The following is a 25,722-nucleotide window of genomic DNA, read 5'->3' as shown; positions in this document are numbered from 1 at the left end:
CACACAGGTTCGGCACAGACAGCGACCAGCCACAAAAATTAGAAATGTCCACACTTTATGATTTCACGATCTTCCCACCGTCAATCTCCCACCATGCCTCCATGCCCGCGACACTGCCGCCATCGGGTCGCACACTCAAGACCAGAATATTACTCCTTATTCATTCGGAGACCAGAGACAGGTGGCATTGTCGAAACAAGTCCTCCGCTGAGTACGAGATTTGTCGGTCCTGCGACTTGGTGATGACCCACCGTTTGATTAAACTATTCTCGAATCGCGACCCCCGGGCCTCCTCAATCCTCTCTGAGGTCCGCCGCGGGTCGTTTTCGCGTCCGATCGAGACCTGATCCAATCCGAATCCTCGAGGGGCCCCAACAACAATGTGGTCGCTGCGCGTCCTCGTATTCATCGTCCTGCTCGGCCCCGCGGTGTCGGCGGCCGAACGCCCCGGCGACGAGAAGCCGTTCGGGCTCGATCGCCGCATCCCCTGGAACGACTCGCGCGTCGTCGGCTCCCCCGACCCGCTCTCTCCCTACAAGGTCGTCCGGGCCTTCCCCAACCTCAAGGTGAAGCAACCCCTCGGGTTGTTCCCCGAGCCTGGGACGAATCGACTGTTCCTGCTCCGGCACGAAAACACCTGGGCGGGGCCCGGGCAGGTGCTCGTCCTCGACGACAGCCAGGACGCGAGCAAGACCGAGCTGCTGGTGGAGGTCGACGGCCTCGCGGTCGGCCTCACGTTCCACCCCAAGTATGTGGAGAACGGCTACATCTACATCGGCCTGAACGGGCCGATCCGGGGCTGGAAGAAGACAAGCCAGGCGGTGCGCTTCACGGTCGACCGGAAGACCGGCAAGGTCGATCCGAAGACGAGAAAGCTGATCATCGAGTGGCCCTCGAACGGCCACAACGGCGACGACCTCGACTTCGGCAACGACGGCTACCTCTACGTCTCCGCCGGCGACGGCTCCAGCGACTCCGACGCCGACCTCACCGGCCAGACCCTCAACGACCTGACCGGGTCCGTGATCCGGATCGATGTCGACCACCCCGAGAACGGCAAGGAATACGGGATCCCCAAGGATAACCCGTTCGTTGATCGCCCAGGCGCCCGGGGCGAGCTCTGGGCCTATGGCCTGCGCAACCCGTGGAAGCTCAGCTACGACCACCCGTCGGGACAGCTCTGGGTCGGCAACAACGGCCAGGACCTCTGGGAGCAGGTCTTCCTGATCCAGAAGGGGGGCAACTACGGCTGGAGCGTCACCGAGGGGAGCCACATCTTCCACGCCTTGCGCAAGCCCGGCCCCGATCCGATCTTGCTGCCGGCCGCCGAGCACTCCCACAGCGAAGCCCGATCGCTCACCGGCGGCCGGGTCTACCGAGGCACCCGCGTCCCCGACCTGGTCGGGACCTACATCTACGGCGACTGGTCCACCGGCCGCGTCTGGGGCGTCAAGTCCGACGACGGCAAGACCGTCCACGGGCACCGAGAGCTGGTCGACACCCCCTTCAACATCACGGGCTTCGGCACCGACCATGCCCAGGAGCTCTACGTCATCGACCACGCGGGGGCCTTCTATCGCCTCGACCCGACGACCGAGGCCGACCGCCCCACCCAGCCGTTCCCGACCAAGCTGAGCGAGACCGGCCTGTTCGCCTCGGTCGCCGAACACAAGCCCCACCCGGCCGCCCTGCCGTTCGACGTCACCGCCCCGCAGTGGGCCGACGGCGCGACGATGGAGCGATTCGCCGCGATCCCGGGGCTCGAGAAGATCATCCAGAAGCCGCAGCTCAACGCGGGCGGAACCTGGACCTTCCCCAACGGCTCGGTGATGATCCAGACCCTCAGCCTCAACCTCGTCGATGAGGCCGGCAAGGCGGCCCCCAAGCGGGTCGAGACGCGACTCATGACCCGGCAGCAGGGCGAGTGGGTCGGCTACTCCTACAAGTGGAACCCCGAGAACACCGACGCCGAGCTCGTCAGCGGCGGCGGCCTCGCCGAGGAGTATGAGGTCGCCGACCCGAGCGCCCCGGGCGGCCACCGCGAGCAGATCTACCGCTTCGCCTCACGGTCCGAGTGCATGGGTTGCCACTCCCGCGCGGCCGGCTTCGTCCTCGGCTTCACGCAGCTCCAGCTCGACCGCGAGAACAGCTACGCCGGCAAGCTCGACAACCAGGTCCGGGTGCTCGAGCACCTCGGGCTGTTCGACGGCGAATTGCCCAAGAAGAGCGAGGACAGCACCAAGCTCGTCAATCCTTACTCGCCGGACGCCCCGCTCGAGGCCCGCGTCAAGTCGTACCTGAGCGTGAACTGCTCCGTCTGCCACGTCGGCGAAGGGGGCGGCAACGCCAAGATGCAGCTCGACCTCCGCACGCCGCTCCGCCGCATGCGGGTGGTCGACGAGATCCCGATCCACAACAAGTTCGACCTCCCCGACGCCCGCATCGTCACCCCCGGCGCCCCCGAGCGCTCCGTGATGTACTACCGGATCTCCAACACGGGGACCGGCCGGATGCCACCGCTCGTCACCACCGAGCTCGACCGCCAGGCCATCAAGTTCATCGGCGACTGGATCCGTTCCCTCCCCGCCACCGCGAAGTGACCTCGAGAGGGGCGCGGGGCAGGAGTGCCCCGCGTTCCTCGTGCGGGGCACTCTTGCCCCGTTGTCGACGACGAGTCTCGAGGAATCCACCCTGGAAACGCTCTCGGGGAGCCGCAAACTGCGGCTCCCCGAGTCGTTTGATGGTCAGGCGAAGCGCGCATCACCCGGCTCCATGGCAAAACGACGCTCAGGCCGGCCCGGTTACCACCGGCCGCTTCGGCCGTTCGTCGACAACGAGTTGGAAGACGTCGGGGCGGGCGTAATGGCCCGAGACGTCGAAGTCATATTTGCCCCGGGCGATCTCGTCGAGGTCGAGGTCGGCGGTCAAGATGCAAGGGCCGTCGAAGGCCGGGCCGGCGAGGATGCGGCCCAAGGGGTCGATGATGCAGCTACCCCCTCGGGTCATGATCGTGGAAGGGTCGTTTCCCTGGATCGCCGGATATTCCTCGGGGTAGTCGCTCCGCAACGCGTATTGGTTGCAGGAGAGGACGAAGCAACGCCCTTCGAGCGCGACGTGCCGCATGGTCGCGAGCCAGGTTTCGCGATCGTCGGCGGTCGGGGCGCAGTAGAGTTGCACCCCTTTTGAATAGAGGTGCATCCGCAGGAGCGGCATGTAGTTTTCCCAGCAGATCGCCGCGCCGAGGCGGCCGATCGACGTCTCGAGGACGGGCAGGGTCGAACCGTCTCCGAATCCCCAGACGAGCCGCTCGGCGGCCGTCGGCATCAGCTTGCGATGCTTGCCCAGGAGCGAGCCGTCGGGGCCGAAGAAGAGGACCGAGCAGTAGAGCGTCCCCCCTTCCCGCTCGATGACGCCCACGACGAGATGGACCCCAGCCTCGAGGGCGGCGGCCCCCATCGCGTCGACCGCCGGGCCGGGGACGTCGATACCGCTCTCCCAATAGCGTCGATACCACTCCCGCCCCTCCGCCGAGCGCGAGCCGACACGGGCCCCGAAGTCGAGCCCGCGCGGGTATCCCGAGACGAACGCCTCGGGGAAGACGACAAGCCCGGCCCCCTGCTCGGCCGCCGAGCATGTGAGGTCCCGGACTCGCTCCACACTCCGATCACGATCGAAGGCAACGGACGCGGACTGGACGACCGCGGCTCGCACGATGGACATCGGTCGGGCCTCTTTCCCCTCAATGACCGAACTTCGAGATAGGGATCCGCCACAGAGAGGGCAAAGGATCTTTTAGCCACGGATGGAGCACGGATAAATCAAGGGATCGGAGGATGCGTCAACAGATAACGCAGATGGACACAGATTTGAAACTCAATAAAATTGCAAAATTATCGAATTTATTTTCTGCGTCAATCTGCGTTATCTGTTGATCATACTCTTTCTCCGTCTTATCCGTGTTCCATCCGTGGCCAAAGGGTCTCTTCTTCCATCTGTGGCAGACACTAGCCCGTCGTTTACCCTCGCCTTCACTTCGCCCCGGGCTTCGGCTTCCTCGGCAGTTTCTCGTCGTCCATCGCGGTGTTGTAGACGAAGGCGGCCATGACCACCGCGGCCTGCTTCATGTCGTCGGCCTGGATGCGGTCGTAGACATCCTGATTGGAATGGTGCGTCCGGCTGTCGTACTCGACCGGGTCCTGGATGAACTGGAACCCGGGGAGCCCGATCCCGTCGAACGACTCGTGGTCGGTCCCGCCCGTGTTCGAGGGCGTCAGCGTGGAGGCCCCCATGTCGCGGAACGGTTGGAGCCACTTGCGGAAGAGGGGGCGGACGGCCTCGTTGCCCTGGAGGTAGACCCCTCGGATCTTGCCCGTCCCGTTGTCGAGGTTGTAGTAGGCCGAGAACTTCTCGAATTCCTGCGTGCGCGTCGGGTCGGCCGAGTCCTTGGGGATCGACTCGTTCTCGGGGCTCGAGGGGCGCGGCCCCTCGGGTGTCCTCTGGGGTGGGGCCTTGCCGAAGTGCTCCGAGACATACCCGCGCGAGCCGAGGAGCCCCTGCTCCTCGCCGCTCCACAGGGCGATACGCACGGTGCGCCTCGGCTTGAGGTCGAGGGCCTTGAGGATCCGCACGACCTCCATCGCCACGGCGACGCCCGCCGCGTTGTCGGTCGCGCCGGTGCCGCTGTGCCATGAGTCCATGTGGCCCCCGAGCATGACGACCTGATCCTTGAGGTCGGTCCCCGGGATCTCGGCGATCGTGTTGTAGGCCGAGAGGTCGTCGTCGTGGAACCCGACCGACAGTTCGATGGCCACTTTGAGCGGCTCACCCAGTTCGATCATGCGGATCATGCGGTTGTAGTGTTCGTCGGCGAGGACGATCTGGGGGATCGTCGCCTTGGGGGCCTCCTTGTCCCAGGCCGAGATCCGCTTCGCTCCGGGGGGCGTCGGGCCTCCCGGCACGAGGGCCGAGCCCACGAACAAGGTCCCGCCGTCCCCTCGACGGCTGGGATCGACCAGGGCCGCCGCCCCTTCGTCGATGACGAACTGGAGCGTCTTTCTCGTGAACTCGAGCCGGTCTCGGACCGCCTGGGCGGGAGAAGGACGTGCGCCGGGAGCCCCCTTCGTGGCGGCCCCAGCGCTGTCGCCGTTCCGTCCTCGACGAGGACCCGCCCCGCGCGGGGTGGGTTCGGGGGCGTCGGCCAGGGTGAGGAGTTCCTTGTCGGTGAGCCGGTTCCCCGGGGGTTCGAACCGCGCGGCGATCTCGCGGGTCGGGCTGGGCAGGACGACCGCCCCCTTGAGCTTGCCCTTGAACTTCGCCAGGTCGGCCTCGGTCTTGGCGTTCAGATAGACGACCGGGGCAACCAGCAGTCCTTCGGTCCCGGTCGACCAGGCCCTGGGATAGGCGATCAGCGGCAGGCATTGAGGCTCGATCACCTGGGCCGAGAACCGCTTGAGGCTCCAACCTCGCCCGAACGTACCCCAGGGTTCGAGGTGGGCGTTCTCGAGGCCCCACGACGCGAGCTTTTCCTTCGTCCACTCGTTCGCCCGCTTCATCTGGGGCGAGCCGGTGAGCCTCGGCCCGATCACGTCGGTCAGGTAGCTCAGGGTCGCCATGACCTGCGAGTGCTTCAGGCCTTCCTCCTTGATCCGCTCGATAGGATCCGGCGCCACTTTCTTCTCGGCGGCCTTCTCCTCCTTCTCGGCGGCCTTCTCCTCCTTCTCGACGGCCTTGACCACGTCCTTGGCCGTCGGCTCGGACGGTGGCGCCGGGGGAGCCTGCGGCTGGGCCTTCAAGGCCAACGTCGGCAGGAGAATCGCGACGGCGAACAAGGTCAGCAGCCTGAGGCCCTTGGGCATGGTCGAGGACTCCGAGGTGATTCCGGTCGCAACCATCTTCCTTTTCATTCTTGATTCGCGCAACGCCCCTCCTTGGCCTAAGACCAAGGAAGTCGATCTTTCAACCGACGACACAGATGAACACAGATATCAAATCTATATTGAATTTTCAATCCTTGGACGATCCGTGTTTCCTCCGTGGCCAAAAAATCTTGTGTCCATGCGCAACAGCCCGAAGCCGGGCCGTCGTTTTACACGGGGGTCAAGATGTGCAGGGTCGTCTTGGTGACCAGGTCCTTGACCTTCGGCCGATACGCTTCCATGTGCGGCGCGGTCATGTGCCTATGGAGATGCTCGAGGCTTTCCCACTTCTCGACGACCGTCACGACGTCCTCGCGGATCGGAGGCTGGACCGACAGGCCCGTCGCCACGTCGACCGTGGGCCCGTACTCGAGACAGCCGTCCTCGGCGTGGACCAGGGGCACGATCGCATGGAATTCGGCCAGGAAGGCGTCGCGTGCCCCTTCCCGCAGTTCGATCGTGGCGATGACGTGGATCATGTCGGGTCGTTCCCGCTCATCGAAAAGATTCGGCCTTGGTGACTCGAGGCCCATCATACGCAACCAGTCCGCCGCGCACACCAGGCGCCCTGCCGACATCGGGGTTGCCGCCTTACCCTCGTGAACGTTACAAAAACCCGGCCGGGACACGAGGAGAGCCCGGACGCCCGGACAGGACCGGGCGCGGATGATTCGTGCCGTTCCCCTTTGATTAAAGGGAAGACGGCAATCCCGAGTTATGACCTCCCCATGTCGACGTCGATCCAGATCGAACGGATTATGTTCCCGACCGATGCCCGAGGCCTCGTCCTGGAGCCGATCGGCCCGGACGACCTCCCCAACCAGCGAAACGTGCACCTCGTCCTGACGGAACCCGGGGCCATCCGCGGCAATCACTACCACGAGCGCGGGACCGAGATCACCGCCGCATTCGGCCCGACCCTCTTCCGCTACCGAGACGGGGCCGAAATCCGCGACGTCCACATCCCCGAAGGCGAAGCCTATCGCTTCATCATCCCACCCGGCCTTGCCCATGCGTTCCAGAACACCGGGACGACCACATCCATCCTACTCGGCTTCAACACCGTAGCTCACGACCCCAAGGCCCCCGATGTCGTCCGTGACGTGCTTATCGAGTCCTGATCGTCGGTCAGTTCCGGGGCCAGCCCGGAAATCATCGGGGATATCCAGACCGTGGACCAAACGAGATAAACCCGAGGTGCGAACCAACCGATTCATAACGGTCTAGACAAAGACGCTAATCACGATAACTCGCTCGATCGTTTCGCAAAGGACGGACCCGATGCGGAGACTCGTCGTATTCGTGGGCCTCTTGGCCCTCCCCCCGATCCCCTCGAATACGGCCCTAGGGCAAGCGACCACTCCGACGCAAGTCGAAGCACGCCCGACGGATTCGAGGCTGAAGGAGATCCTCGCCCAGTGGGAAAAACGGGGGCCGAGCAAGACCCTCGACGTGATCTACACCAAGACCGAGACGTTCGCCCCCCAGATGGCCACCAAGTCGACCCAATCCGCGGGACGACTGCTCTTGAAACGCCCGAATCTCGCCTGGGTCGACGTCGACGAGTTCGTCGGCTCGAACAAGAAGACGTTCGAACGGATGCTCTGGTCGGGCGAACGGCTCTATCACTACCGGGTCGACACCCACACGATCTTCGACATCCCGCTCAGCGCGCGGGACGAACGCCCAGGCCCCCCCGGCAACCAGGAGCCGGAGCTCAGGCTCCTCTTCGCAACCCTCTTCGACCGGATCATCCACGGCGACCGCCTCCCGTTCCTCTTCGACATGACGGAGGCCGACGCGCGTCGCTTCTACGACATGAGCCTGGTCCGCGAGGATGACGAGGTTGCGGTCATCAAGTTCACCGAGCTCACCAAGGACGGGAAAAGCTCGGGCGTCACGGCAACCCTCGAGCTCGACAAGAAGCTCCTCCTACCCAGGACCGTGACCCACATCAAGGAGAACCAGTCGACGAAGGTTTACACCTTCAACAGGGTCCGGCATAATATCCCTGTCCAGGATAAGACCTTCCAGTTCACACCACTCGCAGGCTGGAAGATCGAGAAGGTCGACGCCACGGACGCCCCGGAGCCGATGCCGAAGCAAATCAGCACCAAGCCCGCGAAGCCCACCAGGGGTGCGGCCCGGAGATGACCATCGGCTGCCAAGACTGGGAGAGAGGTTAGTCCGGCCGCACCAGACGACGCATGTTTGCACAGCACCGTTGAGAGAACCATCACCACCGAGGATTGACATGCGAAGGATCTTCGTATTGATGGGGGTCGTGGTCGCAGCCCAGGCCCAATCGGACTTCGCCCCGGCCCGCCAGGCCGAAGCCCCCAGGCCGGGCGAAGTCAACGCGAACGACCCAAGGCTCCAGGAAATCCTCACCCTTTGGGAAAAGCGCGGGGTCAGCAAGTCCCTCGACGTGGCCTACACCAAGGTCGTCACCCTGGCACCCCCGTTGGACTTTAAGAAGGACCGGTTCGCCGGCCGAATCGTCATCGATCGGCCGACGAACCGGGCCGTTTTCAAGGAAATCAAACAGGTCGGCGACCTATGGGAGCCCCATCAACGTATCCTCCTGACAGGAGGGCGGCTCTACCGATATCGACCCGATGCGAGCTCCATCGTCGAAATCCCGCACAATCCCGCCGAGCTACGAGGGAGGGCGAATATGACCGTCCTCGCCGGATTCACTAAAGCATTTACACTTGATTACAATTGCATGCTTCAAGGCCATCAGCTCCCGTTTCTCTTCGACATGAACGTCGCCGAAGCCCGTCGCCGCTACAAGGAAATAACCCTGGTGCGCGAGAGCCTATCGACCGCCCTCATCACTCTGACCGAGGCGGCGGGCGCGGGGATAGGGACGGAGCTCCATGCCATGATTGAAGTCGACAAGAAAACCTGGCTCCCCAAGCGGGTCGTCTGGTATGGGCCAGGCCAGGCCACGTGCGTCTTTTCCTTCACCCAGATCAAGCGTGACGGCCCAGTCCGCGAAGAGGACTTGGCCGTCATCCCGATCGAACGTTGGAAAAGCAAATAGGTTGAAGATCTCGAGCCGTCCACCGAATAATCGAGACTCTCTTTGCTGACATCCACCATGCCTTGCGCGAGACTCACCACAGAACCACAAACTTAAACAAATGCCGTAGGGAATTCGGGAAAGTTCCGCAACTCTGCGAATCCTCCCCTGTGTGACTTTGTGCCTTTGTGGTGAAGAGCTCCCGCGGCCACAACACCGCGAACGGCTGTCATTGACGAACGATGTTCATCCGACCTCGAGGCCGGGGATCACTTCCCCTTCCGGGAGGATCGGGACGGGTCGGCCGGCCTGGTCGGGTACGGCCAGGCGCGAGGCGTCGATGCCGAGGTGGCGGTAGAGCGTGGCCATCAGGTCGCGGACGCCGACGCGGCGACGGGTCACCTCGGCACCATGACGATCGGTCGCGCCGATGATCTGTCCGGGGCGGATGCCCCCGCCGCTGAGCAGGAGCGAGGTCGCGTGGGGCCAGTGGTCGCGGCCCGGCTGACTCACCCCGCTGGCGGAGTCGGGCGCGTAGTTGATCTTCGGCGTCCGGCCGAACTCGCCGGTGAACACGACCATCACGCGACGGTCGAGGCCCCGCTCATGGAGGTCCTCGATCAAGGCCGCCACGGCCCGGTCGAGGTACGCGCAACGCCGTTTCATCGCCTCGAAGATGTGATGGTTAACCGCGTGGTCGTCCCAGTTGCCGATCCGCCCGCAGAGTGGGCCGTCGAGGCTGGTTGTCACGATATCCACGCCCGCCTCGACGAGCCGACGAGCCAGGAGGCATCGCTGGCCCCAGGTGTTGCGGCCGTAGCGGTCGCGGAGGCGCGGGTCTTCGCGGTTCAGGTCGAAGGCCCGACGCGCGTCGGGGCCGGTCAGGAGGCTATACGCCTGCGTCTGGAACTCGTCGAATGCCCGCGAACGCTTCGGGTCGTCGAGCGCCATCCGCAGGCCGTCCATCCGGCTCATCAAGCCCATCCGCCCCCCCAGGCGTTCGATGTCGGCGGGGTTGCGCAGGCCGATGTCCGACACCTCGAAGCCGGGGGCGTTCGGGTCGTTGGCCACGACGAACGGCTCATAAGCCGGGCCGAGGTAGGACGAGCCGAGGTAAGGGATGGGATTCACCCCGACGTAGGCAGGCAATGAGCGGGAACGATCCGCGCGGAACTTATGGGCGATGCAGAACATGTCCGGGTGATCCGGCCGGAGCTTCAACTCCTGGACCGGGTGGCCCGTGAACATCTGCTGGTTGCCTTGCTGGTGGCAGAACCCGCTGTGGACGAGGGAACGCAAGATCGTGAACTTGTCGGCGACTTCCGCGTGACGAGGTAGGAGCTCGCTGATCCGCATCCCCGGGACTCGGGTCTCGATCGAGCCGAAGGGCCCTCGGATCTCCGCGGGGGCGTCGGGCTTGGGGTCATACGTCTCGAGGTGGCTGGCCCCGCCCTGGAGCCAGACGACGATCAAGGCCGTCGGTTCCCCGGTCGCCACGCTCCCTTTCGCTCGGAGCGCCAGGAGTTGCGGCAGGGTGAGCCCCAAGAGGCCCGCATGGAGGAACCCGCGCCGGCTCAGACCAGTTCCTTCGCGTTGGTCTCCGCCGTTCGAGGCCCGTGCCTTCTCCATCGCGCAACGCCTCGCAACTGGCCCACGTCCATCGCGGCCGCGGCACGCGCAAGCCGTCGAGGTGACGGCCCCAGGTTAAAAGAAAGTCGACCAAAGATCAAACAGACGAGGAGCCGCGACCCGGATCAGGGCACGCCCGGCTCCGGGACACGGAGGCCGGCGATCCCGTCGATGCTCACGCGGTTCTTCTTGGCCTTGTAGGCCTCGAGGCCGTCGGGGCCCTGCTGGTCGGCGTAGTCGAGCAGTTGCTTGCGGTGGCCTTGGAACTCGTAGAGGGGCACGGCGAATCCGCAGGCATCCGCGATCCGATCAACCTCGACGACCACCAAGGCCCGGGCCCCCGGCAGATCCGGGAAATGACCGATCAGGTCGCCCCACTCCGCGTCCTGGGGCTCGATGACACGGCCTCGGCCGTAGAGCCGGAGGATGAGCGGTCGTCCTTCGAAGGCGCAGAACATCAAGGTGATCCGACCATTCTCGCGGACGTGGGCCACCGTCTCGATCCCGCTCCCGATCAGGTCGAGGTAGGCGACCGAAGTCGGCCCGAGGACCCGGAACGTGTCGAGCCCCTTCGGCGAGAGGTTGAGACGGCCGTCGATCGCCGTCGGCGCCGTCCCGACGAAGAACATGTGCTGTTTCTCGATGAACTCCGCCAGCGCCTCGTCGATCCGCTCGTGCTGCCTACCCATCGCGGTCCTCTCCCTCTTCGACCAACGCCCCTCCCACCGAACGGCATTCCCGCAGCATTGTCACGCGTCCGACAAGAGTGACCCCGGAGAGGTTCGCCCGGGGGCGATCGGCGAGACGAGCCGGAAACCTGCCTTGCACGTGGTTCGACGGGGCGTTAAAAGCGGCGTGTTAACCCCAAAACCATCATTCAGGTGCCACAAAAATGCTGACGGATCCGATCCCCACATGGCAGCGCACGACCGGTTGGGTGCTCTCGGGCATCCTCTCTCTCGCGTTCCTGCCAAGCGCCTACTTCAAGATCACGCAACCGAAGGGATTCCTCGAGGAATGGTCCAAGACGTACCCCGCCGGATCGGCCTTGCCGCTCGGGGTCATCGAGTTGTCGATGTTCGTGCTCTACCTCGTCCCGAAGACACGCTATCTCGGCGGCCTCCTCATGCTCGCGTATCTGGGCGGCGCGGTGGCAACCCACGTCCACGCCAAGGACGGGATGTTCTTCGTGCCTGTCATCGTCGGCGTCATCGGGTGGCTCGGGCTGTACCTCCGCGACCGCAAACTGCGTGCACTCGTCCCTTTCGTGGTTGATTGAGAGTGCAGCGGGGGAGAGTCCGCCCCTCCGCTCGATCGTTTGAAAATTAATGGCTCACGGCGAGATCTTTCATCCCTAAAATTTGAGAATATTTTTCCGCAAGGGCTTATGACAAGAGGTCGGGAACAACCGTCCCGGCATCCCTCGAATGCCTTTGCCGCTTGGGCCGATCGCGACATCGCTCGAAGCAAGACGTCCGCCAATGGAAAAACGGCGACGGCCTTCGACATCACGAAGGCCGTCGCCGTTTTGCGAGAGAGCACCGATCCCCGTTGGTGTTTTACCAGATCCGCACGCGCTTCGCGGGGGGCAGCCAGAGCTTGTCCCCTTCCTTGACGCCGAACGCCTCGTAGAACTCGGGGAGGTTGCGGATGACGCCGTTGCACCGGAATTCGGTGGGCGAGTGGGGGTCGGTGGCGAGCCGTCGGGTGAGCTCGGCGTCGCGATACTTCGACCGCCAGACCTGGGCCCAGCCGGTGAAGAACCGCTGGTCGCCGGTCATGCCGTCGAGGACGGGCGCCGCGTTCCCCTTCAGGGCGAGGGCATACGCCTTGAAGGCGATCGTCAGGCCGCCGAGGTCGCCGATGTTCTCGCCGATCGTGAGCGCCCCGTTGACGTGCTGGCCGGGGAGCTGGGCGGGCGAGAAGCCGTCGTACTGCTCGATGAGCATCTTGGACCGGGAGTCGAACTCCTTGCGGTCGGCCTCGCCCCACCAGTCGTTCATGTTGCCGTCGCCGTCGTACTTCGACCCCTGGTCGTCGAAGCCGTGGCCGATCTCGTGGCCGATCACCGCGCCGATCCCGCCGTAGTTCACGGCGTCGTCGGCCTCGAGGTCGAAGAACGGGGGCTGCAAGATCGAGGCGGGGAAGACGATCTCGTTCAGGCCGGGGTTGTAATAGGCGTTGACGGTCTGGGGCGTCATGAACCACTCGCCGCGGTCGACCGGCTTACCGAGCTTGGCGAGGTTGCGGTCGAGCTCGAAGGCATCGGACCGGGCCGAGTTGCCCACGAGGTCATCCCGCTTGATCTCGAGCGCCGAGTAGTCGCGCCACTTGTCGGGGTAGCCGATCTTGGGCGTGAACTTGGCGAGCTTCTCGAGGGCTTTTTTCCGCGTCGCCGGGCTCATCCACTCGAGCGACTCGATGTCCTTGCGATAGGCCTCGATCAAGTTCCCGACGAGCCCCTGCATCCGCGCCTTGGCGGCCGGGGGGAAGTGCTCAGTGACGTACAGGCGGCCCAGTGCCTCGCCCAGCGCCGACTCGGCGATCGCCACGCCCCGCTTCCAGCGCGGGCGGATCTCGGGGGCACCGGTCAGGGTCCGGCCGTAGAACGCGAAGTTCTCATCGACGAACGCACGATTCAACAACGGTGCGTGTGCGTGGATCACGTTCCACGCCAGCCAGGTCTTCCACTGGGCGAGCGGGATCTCGTCGAGGGCCTTGGCCATCCCCTCGAAGTAGCTGGGCTGGCGGATGACGACGTCGCCGATCTCCGGGGCGCCAAGCGCCTTGAACCAGGCCGCCCAGTCGAAGCCGGGGGTCAACGCAGCGAGCTCGGCGCGTGTCTTCTTGTTGTAGGTCAGGGTGTCGTCCCGGCTCTTCACGCGGTCCCAGTGCGAGCCCGCCAGCTTGGTCTCGAGGGCCATCACCTGCGCCGCGCCCGCCTCGGCCCCGGGGATGCCGGCGAGCTCGAGGATCTTCTTGATGTGGGCCACGTAGGCTTCGCGGACCGCCTTGAACTTGGCGTCGCGATAGTAGGATTCGTCGGGGAGTCCGATCCCCCCCTGTCCGATGTAGACGATGTAGCTGTCGGACTTCTTGGCGTCGGTGTCGACGTTGAGCCCGAAGAGCCCCGGGCTCCCCGAGCGCTGGAGTTCGCCGAGGGTCCGGATCAGCCCGGCCTTGTCGGCGATCGCCTCGACCTTGGCGAGCCGGTCCTTAATTGGCCCGAGGCCCAGGGATTCGACGCGGGCCTCGTCCATGAAGCTGGCGTAGAGGTCGCCGATCTTCTGGGCTTCGGACCCCGCCGGGTTGTCGGCCTTCGCCGCAGCCTTCTCGATGATCGCCCGAAGGTTGCCCTCGGCCTTGTCGCGCAGTTGGTAGAAGGCCCCGTCGAGTGGCCTGTCGGCGGGGATCTTGGCCTCGTCGAGCCACTTCCCGTTGATGTAACGGAAGAGGTCGTCCTGGGGCCGCACCTTCGGGTCGATGAACGCCTTATCGATCCCCGACTTCGGCGCCGGGGTCGTCTCCGCGCCTCGGGCCGGGACCCCCGCGACGAGCAACGCCAACCCCGCCGCGACCGTTCGCAATCGTCTCATCCGTCCTGACTCCTCGCCTCTCCTGTTCGGCCGGCCCGCCGGGCCTCGAACGCCCCCAACGGTTCCGAAAGGGGAGCGCCCTCCACCGACGGAGAGACGACGCTCAACCCTATGCTCCTCATTCGAACCGATGCGTGGGCGACTTTCCAGGGCAATCGCCCGACTCCCGCCGAAACCAGGGCCGAGGCAAGGACATAGATTCCTCGGCCCCGAAGCGATTCACGCCCCGGCTCCGCCCGGCAGCAGGCCGAAATTCCCCGCCAGGCAGAGGCCGCCGTCGCTCACCACGATCGCCCCGTTGAGATTCGCCGCGGCGTCGCTGACGACGAACAAGGCGAGGTCGACGATATCCTCGATCCGGCCAAGTCGTCGCGAGGGGATGGCCTGCCGGAGCCGCTCGGCCGCCTCGCCGGGGAAGAGCCGGCGGGCCCCTTCGGTGTCCGAGATCGGGCCGGGGGCGATCGCGTTGACCCGCAAACCGTTAGGCCCCCACTCGACGGCCAGCGTCCTCGTCAACGCGTCGACCGCCGCCTTCGCCGCGGCGACGTGGGCCTGCCCGGGCGTCCCCCCGTAATGGAGCGTCGCGCTGATGTTCAGGATCGAGCCGCCATGGTCGCGCATCCGGGCGAGATAGGCGGCCCGGCTGACGTTCCAGGTCCCCTTGGCGTCGATATCCAGGACGGTGCCGAACCCGTTGGGCGAGAGGTCGGCCGACGGGCAGAAGAAGTTGCCCGCGGCGGCGTTGATCAGGATGTCGAGCCCGCCGAGCTCCTCGACCACGCGGCCGACCGCGGCATCCACCTGCGCCGGCTGTCGGACGTCGGCGACCAGCGGCAAGCAACGACGGCCCGTCGCCTCGGTGATCGCACTCGCCGAAGGCTCGAGGTGCTCCGCCGAGCGGCTCAGCACGGCGACCTCCGCCCCGTGCGCCGCGAGCGCCTCGGCAATCCCTCGCCCGATCCCGGTCCCTCCCCCGGTCACGAGCGCAACCCGCCCAAGGAACAGGTCCGCGCGATAGATGCTCATCTCTTCGGCCCCCGCGTCTGGGGAATCGCCACCCGATCGAGGAAGGTCCGGGCCCCACCCGTCGAGCCGAAGGCACCTCCCGACCCCTGGATAGAATGGTACGTCGTCGCGGCCGAGAAGGAAGACGCCCGTGAGGGACGACGAGGCCCACCGAGAGATTCGGCGGAAAAGACATTTTCAGAATCGCTCGATCGCCTCTCACGGCTTCGATGATTTTCGAATGCGGCAAGGCTCGATCCCTCCCCCAGACGAAGGAGCGATCGAGCCATCTCGGTGTCATGCGACCCGCTCAGATCCAAGGAGCGGGCCGCGTCATCATGAGCATTGGATCACTTGAGGGGCGAAATTCCAGCCGAGGTCGGATCCAACGGTGTCGTCGACGCGCCGGACGTCGCGGGGGCGGGTGCGGGTGCGGGTGCCGAGTTCGCGGGAGGTGCCGAACCCGAGGGAGCCGCCGACCCCGACGGTGCCGTCGCGCCCGACGACCCGGCCGCATTCGGTGCCCCCGTCGAGGAGGGGGCCGCCGACTGGGCCGGAGGAGCAAACTCCGGGGTCATCCGCCGCATCTGCATCGCGTAATAATCCATCCCATCCGGCACGCAAGAGCCGAGCGGACAGACGTTCTCCGAGAACACCAGCCTGCGGAGGTGCCCCTGGAAGAAGAACGATCGTCGAGCCCCGTGGTCCTGCGCATAGACCACGGCCGGTGACGCGTGTTGAGGACATCCATAAGGCCCCGCACATTCGTGAGGGGGCAACTGAAGCAGGCAAGCCATGCCAATCGCGGCGGTGGTGGCGGTGAGCATCGCGACGGTCTCCGGGCCCAGGAGCCTCATGCTGCCAAGCACTTGGGTATTTCGAACGTCCCCACTCACGCGGAGACGAGGATCGGTGAATTTCCAGCGGGTGACGTCGGACCTGACCCCGGCGGGCCACTCCTTCGGGACGTGAGGCCGATCCGACGCCAGTTAAGATCGGCAAGCAGGGGCGACTCGATAACTTTTTCTGACCGGGCTGACAATTCCTCCTTCGTCCTTTGCGTCGACAACCGCGCCGACGCAAAAGCCGCATTCGCAAGCGATTCAATCATTGGCCCCACGAACGGCCCCACGCAACCGCTCGGCGGATGACTCAACGGAGCTGGTGGGGACGATAGGCCGAAGACTCCACATCACCAATCACGCACGCAATATGGCGACAGTAAGAACCAACAAGCGACTTAAGCTGAACTTATCGCTCTTTGTTAATTCTTAACATTCACACGATTCCTAATCCCGAGACGAGACGCACGATTCCCGTCCCGATTCAGCATCAAGATCCGACAACTTCCTGAGGGGGATGTCATCGTTGTGACGTTCTTAGACGATCCGTCACGAACGAGGAGACCAATCCGACAATCGCCGGGTGGACGAATAGGGTCGATGGAAACAGTCGGCCATCGATCACGTTGATCCATGCCATGGGCCGAATTCCCTCGAAATCCAGCAGGAAGCCACGTTATGCAGTCACCATGGCCCGAAGGGCCGCCTCCGATTCAGGCTCATCACGACCGGATCATTCTTGGTTTTCGCATAATGCGCGTAGGAATTTCCGCATCCGATCGAAAGCACGCAAGAAAAATCGGATTTACCGTTTGCAATGCGTCCATCCGCTCGTTACTTTAACTCCGCAATCTCGGCATCCCCGGCATATGTCCGTGTTGAGTCGCCGAAATGCTGTTGCAAGCAAACGACATCTCGGTCGGGTACTCCGACAAGAAGAGCCGCGTCGCACCCTTCGCGTGATCGGGTACAACCCTCGATAGTCTCGATGGCGAGACTCCCAGGCCCAACGCGAATCGTTCTGCAGCACGAGCTCTCAACGGCCACGAGGTGATCACGCCCCGAAGTGGGGGCTTCTTCCCAGCGACGATCTCGCATCCGGCGGAACCGACTTTCGCCAAAGAATGAGAACTCGATTCCTGGGTCTCCCCCCGCCAGGTCGAGACTCGAGCGACCCCCGAGGCAAACGCCTCGTGACCCATCATTTCGAATGGCCACGCAACGCCTGCGCCGAGTCGTCGGAGGCGCGGTGCGGTCTGGTCCAGGGATCACGTCGACTTCGATCCATACGTCCGTCGATTCGCTTCAACTCGCACATTGACACGCACCAGGGATCAACGAACATGCGACCGAGCAACTGGCTCAAGACCCTCAAGTTCTCCCTGTCCGAAGGTCGTGCGAGCTCCCGCGAGCGAGCCAAGGCGCGGGCCCGCAATCGGCGGGCCGACCTCAGGGGCTTGGCCCTGGTGGAAGCCCTCGAAGAGCGGCTCGTCATGAGCGCACCGGCGGGCGACAATCGCTTCTTCGGCGCCATCTCGGCCCCCGGCCAGGTCCAGACCTTCAACTTCACGCTCGCCAATCCGACGCGACTCTGGCTCGACAGCCTGACGAATTCCGGCGCGCTCAACGTCAGCATCACCGGGCCCGCCGGATCGGTCGCCTCACGACCCCTGAACGCCGACGACGCGCCGCTGGGCCTGGAACCGTCAGGAAACTATACGGTCACGGTCTCCGCGGACGGCGACACGACCGGATCGTTCGCCTTCCGGGTCCTCGACATGGCCGCCGTCGCGGCACCGATCACCGCGGGGGCGGCCGTCAGCGGTACCCTCTCCCCCGCGAACACCACCAATCTCTACTCATTCGCGGGGACGGCCGGATCCACGATCTTCCTCAACAACACGGCGTTCTCCAACTCCGACAACGACGCTTACGGGGGAAGCTGGGCGCTCTACGACTCGTACGGCACCGAGGTTTTCAGCAATCGGATCCCGTGGGATTCCGGGCGAGTCACGCTGCCGACCACCGGCAACTACACGCTCGTCGTCTCCGGAGACCTCAACCTTCCGGGCACCACCACTTACTCGTTCAACTTCAAGCCGACAAATGACGCCACCACCTCGATGACCCTCGGCACGCCCGTTTCGGGCAGCATCTCCGTCCCCGGACAGGTGAAGAATTATACTTTCACCCTCGCCGCGCCGACCCAGCTCTGGTTCGCAAGTCAGACCGCCGATGGTTACTTGAGCTGGAGCTTGAACGGCCCCCAAGGGAGCGGCCTCAGCGGGCAACCCTTTAGCTTTCTCGACACGGCCACCAATCTCCTCCCGGCCGCGACGTACACCCTCACCGTCGCCGGTTATGGCGACTATACCGGCAGCTTCGGCTTCAATCTCCTCTCGTTCGCCGCAGCCACGAGCATCACGACCGGGACCTCTGCCAGCCCCACGGGCGCGACCGTCGGCGCAACGCTCAACCCGGCCAATTCCGCCAAGCTCTATACGTTTAGCGGGACCGCCGGCGACACTTTCCTCTTTCACAACCTCTCCTTCACCGGCGACTACACCGAATGGGAACTCATCGACCCGTACACCAATATCATCTTCGACAACTATCTTAGCACCGACGCCAATGGGGTAAAACTTCCCAGCTCGGGAACCTATACTCTCGTAGTGACCGGAATTCCAGGGAATACGGTCGCTCCCACCTATAGCTTCCAGGTGAATTACCAATCACACACCAATCCTCCCTCGGTCACCGGTACCGCACTGACCCTCGGCACTCCCATCTCGGCTTCCATCGGCGCCAGCGGCGACAAGGCCTACAAATTCACCCTCGCCGCCCCCACACGCCTCTGGTTCGATAGCCAGTCCAACGACTCGAATCTGGGCTGGAGCCTGACCGGGCCTCAGGGCATGGTCCTCGATGGGCAAAACTTCGGTTCGGATGACCGGAGTCTCGGCCTGCTCCCGGCCGGCACTTACGTCTTCGACGTGAGCGGCCCCCGGGCCGAACCCTTCGCCTTCAACCTTCTGGACTTCGCCGCCGCAACCGCCGTCACAGCCGGAAGCTCGGTCGCAGCCTCACTTAACCCCGCAGACTCTACGAAGCTCTACTCGTTCTCGGGCACCGCGGGCTCGACCATCTTTCTTGACATCACGTCATTCTCCACCACCGACCCCAGCGGTTATTCTGGACACTGGTATCTCTACGACGCCTTCGGCACTCAAGTCTTTCTCAACGGTCTGGCCTATGACTCCGGCCGCCTCACCCTGCCCACCACCGGCACCTACACACTCCTCTTTGCGGGCGACATCAACGCGAACGGGACCGCGACCGACACCTTCGTCGTGAGGACAGTCAGCGACACCACAACGGGGATCACCCTCGGCACTCCTGTCTCCGGCTCCATTGCTTCCCAGGGACAGCAGGCGAACTATACTTTCACCCTGGCGTCGCCGACCCAACTCTGGTTCGACACCCAAACCGCCGACGACAGTCTCCTCTGGAGCCTGGCGGGGCCCCAGGGCAACGTCGACTCCGGCTTCTCCTTCGGCTCCGAAGACCAGGACATCAGCCTCCTCCAGGCCGGCACGTACACCCTCACGGTGGCTGGAAACGGCGACTACACCGGCAGCTTCACGTTCAATCTTCTCGGTTTCGCCGCCGCCACCGCGGCCACTCCCGGAAGTTCCGTCGTCGCCACGCTCAATCCCGCGAATTCCGCGAAACTCTACTCATTCTCAGGTACCGCGGGCTCGACACTCTTCCTCGACAATACCGCCTTCACCACCGGCTCCAACCTTTATACCGGGAACTGGCACCTCTACGATGCCTTCGGCACTCAGGTTTACTCAGGCAACATCGCCAATGACTCCGGCCGCCTCGCCCTGCCAACCACCGGCACCTACACACTCGTCATCGCGGGCGACCTCAACGCGAACGGGGTCACCACCGACACCTTCGTCGTCAGGACGGTGAGCGACGCCACCGCCGCCCTTACCCTCGGCACCGCCGTCTCCGGTTCCATCACGGGCGTCGGACAGCAGCGCAACTACACCTTCACCCTCGCCTCGCCTACCAAGCTCTGGTTCGACAGTCAAACCGACGACGCGAACCTCGAGTGGAGCCTTGCGGGGCTCCAGGGCAGTGTCGGCGGCATCACCGCCTTCGCACCCGAAGATCAGGGCATCAACGTCCTCCCAGCCGGCACCTACACCCTCACGGTCTTCGGTAACGGCGACCACACCGGCAGCTTCAAGTTCAACCTCCTCGACTACGCCGCCGCCACTCCCATCACCGTCGGCTCCGCCGCGACCCCCACGGGTCAGACCGTCTCCGCCAGCCTCAGTCCCGCCAACTCGACCAAGCTCTATCGGTTCACCGGGACCGCGGGCGATTCGTTGCTCTTCCACACAATCAGCTCCTCGGGCGATTATGCCACTTGGCGGTTGTACGACTCCTTCAACACTCCCCTGTTCGACACTAGCGTGGCCGACGACAACGGAGGCGTCATCCTCCCCACCAGCGGGACCTATACCCTGGTGCTCGCCGGAGCCTTGGACGACACAGCCTCGCCGACCGTTAGCTTCCTGGTGAACTACCAGTCCCACACCAATCCCGCCCCCGTCACCGGGACCGTCCTGACCCTGGGCAGTCCGGTCTCCGCCTCCGTCTCGTCGGGAGGAATCGACAACTACCAGTTCACGCTCGCCAACCCCACGCGGCTCTGGTTCGACGTCCGGACGAATGATGGCAGCCTGAGTTGGGCCCTGGCCGGACCTCAAGGCTCCGTGCTGGCCTACGAGAATTTCGGCTCGGACGACCAGAACATCGGCCTGCTCCCCGCCGGCACTTACTCCCTCCAGGTGAACGGGCCCGCAGGGGACGGCTACGCTTTCAGCCTCCTCGACTTCGCCGCCGCCACCTCCATCACCCCGGGCACCGCAATCAACGCCAGCCTGAACCCTTCGAACTCCGCAAATCTCTACAAATTCTCCGGGACCGCCGGCAGCACAATCTTCTTAGACAGCACTGCGGTCACCTCGAACGATCCCAATTATGGAAGCCTGGGAGGATGGACGCTGTACGATGGGTATGGCGTCCCGGTGTTCGACGGCAACATGCAGGTCGACTCCGGTCGCGTCACCCTGCCCACCACCGGCACGTATACCCTGGTTGTCCATGGAGCGCTCGCGAACACGTCCTCCGTCAGCTATTCCTTCATCGTCCTGCCGGTCACGGACAACATCAAGCAACTCTGGGGCACGTCCGGCAACGACTCCATCGTCGTCCAGTACCTCGACGCCAACACCCGCGACGTTTATCTCAACGGGTACCTCGAGGGCACCCTCTCCGGCACCGCTCCCTTCACGATTATGGGCATGGGCGGCACCGATTCCTTGAGCGTCATCGGCACCGGCGCCGCCGATACCTTCACCATCTCGCCCACCCAGATCTCGCTGGGATCGTCCGCCAACTTCCTCGTCGGCATCACCAATATTTCTGTCGACGGATCCGGCGGGACTGACACCTTCAACTACTCCGGCGCCAACCCCAAGCTCACCCTCCTCGGCGGCGCCGGCCTCGACACCTTCGCCCCCGCCGACAACGCCTCCATCCTCAAGCTCGACGGCGGCGCCGACGGCGCCATCTTGAATGAGTCCGCAAGCACGACCGGCCTCGTCCTCGACCTCGCCAGCGGCCTCGTCACCAGGGTCACCTCCTTCGCCAACATCACCAGCGTCGTCGGCAGCCCGAGGAATGACGCCCCCGTTGGTATCTCCAAGACCGTCATCGCCTTCGAGGATACCCCTTACACCTTCTCCGTCGCCGATTTCGGCTTCACCGATCCCGGCGACAACCCGGCCAATGCCCTCCTCTCCATCAAGGTCCTCACGCTGCCGGCCGCCGGATCGTTCACGCTCAACGGGACCGCCGTCGCCGCGGGGGCCACGATCCTCGCCTCCGACATCGCGGCGGGCAAGCTCGTCTTCTCCTCCGCCCCCAACGCCTTCGCCGCGACCTATGCCTCCTTCAAGTTCCAGGTCCAGGATAACGGCGGAACGGCCAACGGCGGCATCGACACCGACCCCACCGCCCGCACCTTGACCCTCTCCGTCACCTCCGTCAACGACGCCCCCGTCGGCATCGCCAAGACCGTCACCATCCTCGAAGATTCCTCCTACACCTTCGGCATCGCCGACTTCGGGTTCTCCGACCCCAACGACTCCCCCGCCAATAACTTCGCCTCCATCGTCGTCACCAACATCCCCACGAACCCGGGACTCACCTACAACGGCGCAGCCCTCACCTCCGGCGTCGTCATCCCCGTCGCCGACCTCGCCGCCGGCAAGCTCAAGTTCACGCCAAACGCCAACGTCAACGGCGGCTCCTACATCAAGTTCTCCTTCCAGGTCCGCGACGACGGCGGCACCGCCAACGGCGGCGTCAACACCGACCCCGTCGCTCGCTCCATGTACGTCTCCATCACCTCCGTCAACGACGCGCCACTCGGCACCTCCAAGGCCGTCTCCGTCCTCGAAGACTCCTCCTACACCTTCGCCGTCGCCGACTTCGGGTTCTCCGACCCCAACGACTCACCGGCCAACGCCTTCGGATACATCATCGTCTCCAACGTCCCCGCAAATCCCGGTTTGACCTTCAACGGGTCGGCCCTCACCAACGGCCAAGTGATCACCACCGTCGACATCGCTGCCGGAAAGCTCAAGTTCATCGGCCCCGCAAACGTCAACGGCGCCGGATATCTCAGTTTCGGATTCCAGGTGAAGGACAACGGCGGAACGGCCAACGGCGGCGTCGACACCGACCCCACACCCAAGACCATCACCGTCAACGTCACGCCCGTCAACGACGCCCCAGTCGGCATCGCCAAGACCGTCACCATCCTCGAAGATTCCTCCTACACCTTCGCCGTCGCCGACTTCGGGTTCTCCGACCCCAACGACTCCCCCGCCAATAACTTCGCCTCCATCGTCGTCACCAACGTCCCCACGAACCCGGGACTCACCTACAACGGCGCAGCCCTCACCTCCGGCGTCGTCATCCCCGTCGCAGACCTCGCCGCCGGCAAGCTCAAGTTCACCCCCAACGCCAACGTCAACGGCGGCTCCTACATCAAGTTCTCCTTCCAGGTCCGCGACGACGGCGGCACCGCCAACGGCGGCGTCAACACCGACCCCGTCGCTCGCTCCATGTACGTCTCCATCACCTCTGTCAACGACGCGCCCGTCGGGACCTCCAAGGCCGTCACCGTCCTCGAAGACTACTCCTACACCTTCGCCGTCGCCGACTTCGGGTTCTCCGACCCCAACGACTCTCCGGCCAACGCCTTCGGATATGTCGTCATCTCCAGCCTGCCCACCACCCCAGGCCTGACCTTCAACGGGGCCGCTCTCACCGTCGGACAGGTCATCACCACCGTCGACATCGCCGCGGGAAAGCTCAAGTTCATCGACCCCGCAAACGTCGCAGGCTCCGCCTACCTCTCCTTTGGGTTCCAGGTCAAGGACAACGGCGGAACGGCCAACGGCGGCGTCGACACCGACCCCACACCCAAGACCATCACCGTCAACGTCACGCCCGTCAACGACGCCCCAGTCGGCATCGCCAAGACCGTCACCATCCTCGAAGATTCCTCCTACACCTTCGCCGTCGCCGACTTCGGGTTCTCCGACCCCAACGACAACCCCGCCAATAACTTCGCCTCCATCGTCGTCACCAACATCCCCACGAACCCGGGACTCACCTACAACGGCGCAGCCCTCACCTCCGGCGTCGTCATCCCCGTCGCCGACCTCGCCGCCGGCAAGCTCAAGTTCACGCCAAACGCCAACGTCAACGGCGGCTCCTACATCAAGTTCTCCTTCCAGGTCCGCGACGACGGCGGCACCGCCAATGGTGGCGTCAACACCGACCCGATCGCTCGCTCCATGTACGTCTCCATCACCTCCGTCAACGACGCTCCACTCGGCACCTCCAAGGTCGTCTCCGTCCTCGAAGACTCCTCCTACACCTTCGCCGTCGCCGACTTCGGGTTCTCCGACCCCAACGACTCACCGGCCAACGCCTTCGGATACATCATCGTCTCCAACGTCCCCGCAAATCCCGGTTTGACCTTCAACGGGTCGGCCCTCACCAACGGCCAAGTGATCACCACCGTCGACATCGCTGCCGGAAAGCTCAAGTTCATCGGCCCCGCAAACGTCAACGGCGCCGGATATCTCAGTTTCGGTTTTCAGGTGAAGGACAATGGCGGCACCGCAAACGGTGGTATCGACACCGACCCCACACCCAAGACCATCACCGTCAACGTCACACCGGTCAACGACGCCCCCGTCGGCATCGCAAAGACCGTCACCATCCTCGAAGATTCCTCCTACACCTTCGCCGTCGCCGACTTCGGGTTCTCCGACCCCAACGACAACCCCGCCAATAACTTCGCCTCCATCGTCGTCACCAACATCCCCACGAACCCGGGACTCACCTACAACGGCGCCCCCCTCACCTCCGGCGTCGTCATCCCCGTCGCCGACCTCGCCGCCGGCAAGCTCAAGTTCACGCCAAACGCCAACGTCAACGGCGGCTCCTACATCAAGTTCTCCTTCCAGGTCCGCGACGACGGCGGCACCGCCAATGGCGGGGTCGACACCGACCCGATCGCCCGTTCCATGTACGTCACGATCACCTCCGTCAACGACGCCCCAGTCGGCGTCGCCAAGGCCGTCACCACCCTCGAGGACAAGCCCTACGTCTTCTCCGTCGCCGACTTCGGATATTCCGACCCCAACGACTCGCCCGCCAATAACTTCGTCTCGATCAAGCTCACCAACGTCGCCACGGCATCGGGCCTCACCTACAACGGGGTCGCCCCCGCCAATGGAGCCATTATCCCCGCCGCCGATATCGCCGCAGGAAAGCTCGTCTACACCCCGCCCACCAACGTCAACGGGTCGCTCTACGCCAAGTTCAGCTTCCAGGTCAAGGACGACGGCGGCACCGCAAACGGCGGCGTCGACACCGACACCATCGCTCGCTCGATGTACGTCACGATCACCTCCGTCAACGACGCACCCGTCGGCGTCGCCAAGACGGTCTCCATCGCCCAGAACTCCACGTACACCTTCGCCGCCTCCGACTTCGCCCTCACCGACGCCAACGACAACCCCGCCAACACGCTTGCCGCGGTCGTGATCTCCTCGCTCCCGACCGCCGGATCGCTCACCTTCAACGGGACCGCCGTCACCGCGGGGCTCGTCATCCTCGTCGCCGACATCAACGCCGGGAAGCTCAAGTTCATCCCCGCCGCAGGAGCGACAGGCACACCCTACGCGTCCTTCACCTTCCAGGTCCGCGACAACGGCGGCACCGCCAATGGCGGAATCGACACCGACACCACCCCCAAGGCTTTCACCTTCAACGTGAGCTGAGCCGGACGCCCCTCCTCCGTCGAGGCGAACCGATCGGGTCCACCTCGACGGCGGCGGGTTCCCCGCAAAGCGCCCCTCGCGATCTCCTCCCGCCGGCCCGCCAAGATCCGAAAGCGGAGATTACCGGAGTGGCCCAATTCTTCGTGGCTCATGTTATGGTGGTCTTGATGGAATAGACTCGGTGTCCGTCCCGAAGCCCGCCTTTTCCGAGTGATCGGGCTTCTGCGGGATTACAGCACGACCTCGCTGGAAATGGAG

14 protein-coding genes are annotated in these 25,722 nt (G+C 64.4%); 6 read left to right on the top strand and 8 right to left on the bottom strand.

The genetic code is table 11. The features are described from left to right. Positions 1-380: 380 nt before the first annotated feature. Complete coding sequence (locus tag ACYOEI_RS19420; RefSeq protein WP_462851211.1) at positions 381-2,600, top strand: PQQ-dependent sugar dehydrogenase; 2,220 nt, start codon at positions 381-383, stop codon at positions 2,598-2,600. Between the two features lie 187 nt (positions 2,601-2,787). Here ACYOEI_RS19420 and ACYOEI_RS19415 read toward each other — a convergent pair whose 3' ends face one another. The 3 genes from ACYOEI_RS19415 to ACYOEI_RS19405 form a co-directional block, all read right to left on the bottom strand. Continuing rightward, a complete protein-coding gene (locus ACYOEI_RS19415; RefSeq protein WP_462851210.1) occupies positions 2,788-3,720 on the bottom strand; it encodes a carbon-nitrogen hydrolase family protein in 933 nt (310 codons plus the stop codon). Positions 3,721-4,028: 308 nt separating this feature from the next. After that, the gene (locus tag ACYOEI_RS19410; RefSeq protein ID WP_462851209.1) at positions 4,029-5,891 is read right to left on the bottom strand and encodes a M20/M25/M40 family metallo-hydrolase; all 1,863 of its coding nucleotides are present in this window, start codon (positions 5,889-5,891) and stop codon (positions 4,029-4,031) included. 194 nt (positions 5,892-6,085) lie between these two features. After that, positions 6,086-6,394, bottom strand: coding sequence for a putative quinol monooxygenase (locus ACYOEI_RS19405; protein WP_462851208.1), 309 nt, complete (start codon positions 6,392-6,394; stop codon positions 6,086-6,088). A gap of 249 nt (positions 6,395-6,643) precedes the next feature. Here ACYOEI_RS19405 and ACYOEI_RS19400 point away from each other — a divergent pair, with 249 nt between their 5' ends. The 3 genes from ACYOEI_RS19400 (at position 6,644) to ACYOEI_RS19390 (ending at position 8,964) form a co-directional block, all read left to right on the top strand. Then, positions 6,644-7,036, top strand: a complete 393-nt coding sequence (locus ACYOEI_RS19400) for a polysaccharide biosynthesis C-terminal domain-containing protein (protein WP_462851207.1) — start codon at positions 6,644-6,646, stop codon at positions 7,034-7,036. 160 nt (positions 7,037-7,196) lie between these two features. Next, the gene (locus tag ACYOEI_RS19395; protein ID WP_462851206.1) at positions 7,197-8,069 is read left to right on the top strand and encodes a LolA family protein; all 873 of its coding nucleotides are present in this window, start codon (positions 7,197-7,199) and stop codon (positions 8,067-8,069) included. A 100-nt stretch (positions 8,070-8,169) separates the two neighbouring features. Continuing rightward, on the top strand, positions 8,170-8,964 hold the full coding sequence (locus ACYOEI_RS19390; RefSeq protein WP_462851205.1) for a hypothetical protein: 795 nt from the start codon (positions 8,170-8,172) through the stop codon (positions 8,962-8,964). 225 nt (positions 8,965-9,189) lie between these two features. Here ACYOEI_RS19390 and ACYOEI_RS19385 read toward each other — a convergent pair whose 3' ends face one another. Together ACYOEI_RS19385 and ACYOEI_RS19380 are read right to left on the bottom strand one after the other, a co-directional pair. After that, positions 9,190-10,572 carry a DUF1501 domain-containing protein gene (locus ACYOEI_RS19385; RefSeq protein ID WP_462851204.1) on the bottom strand — a complete coding sequence of 461 codons (1,383 nt, stop codon included), beginning with the start codon at positions 10,570-10,572 and terminating at the stop codon, positions 9,190-9,192. 125 nt (positions 10,573-10,697) lie between these two features. Continuing rightward, positions 10,698-11,261, bottom strand: coding sequence for a pyridoxamine 5'-phosphate oxidase family protein (locus tag ACYOEI_RS19380; protein ID WP_462851203.1), 564 nt, complete (start codon positions 11,259-11,261; stop codon positions 10,698-10,700). A 203-nt stretch (positions 11,262-11,464) separates the two neighbouring features. On the opposite strand from ACYOEI_RS19380, the gene ACYOEI_RS19375 reads away from it, so the two are divergent. Beyond that, positions 11,465-11,851 carry a DoxX family protein gene (locus ACYOEI_RS19375; RefSeq protein ID WP_462851202.1) on the top strand — a complete coding sequence of 129 codons (387 nt, stop codon included), beginning with the start codon at positions 11,465-11,467 and terminating at the stop codon, positions 11,849-11,851. Positions 11,852-12,131: 280 nt separating this feature from the next. Here ACYOEI_RS19375 and ACYOEI_RS19370 read toward each other — a convergent pair whose 3' ends face one another. The 3 genes from ACYOEI_RS19370 to ACYOEI_RS19360 form a co-directional block, all read right to left on the bottom strand. Next, positions 12,132-14,168 (bottom strand): M13 family metallopeptidase, encoded by a 2,037-nt coding sequence (locus tag ACYOEI_RS19370; RefSeq protein WP_462851201.1) that lies wholly within the window; start codon positions 14,166-14,168, stop codon positions 12,132-12,134. Positions 14,169-14,387: 219 nt separating this feature from the next. Further along, the gene (locus ACYOEI_RS19365; protein ID WP_462851200.1) at positions 14,388-15,194 is read right to left on the bottom strand and encodes an SDR family oxidoreductase; all 807 of its coding nucleotides are present in this window, start codon (positions 15,192-15,194) and stop codon (positions 14,388-14,390) included. 329 nt (positions 15,195-15,523) lie between these two features. Next, complete coding sequence (locus ACYOEI_RS19360) at positions 15,524-16,030, bottom strand: hypothetical protein (RefSeq protein WP_462851199.1); 507 nt, start codon at positions 16,028-16,030, stop codon at positions 15,524-15,526. A gap of 1,328 nt (positions 16,031-17,358) precedes the next feature. Here ACYOEI_RS19360 and ACYOEI_RS19355 point away from each other — a divergent pair. Then, entirely contained in the window at positions 17,359-25,464 is an 8,106-nt protein-coding gene (locus tag ACYOEI_RS19355; RefSeq protein WP_462851198.1) for an Ig-like domain-containing protein, read from the top strand. The last annotated feature ends 258 nt before the right edge of the window (positions 25,465-25,722 follow it).

The organism is Singulisphaera rosea (genome assembly GCF_054877945.1).
Note: the sequence above shows the minus strand (reverse complement) of the source record. Positions and strands in the feature narration are given on the sequence as shown.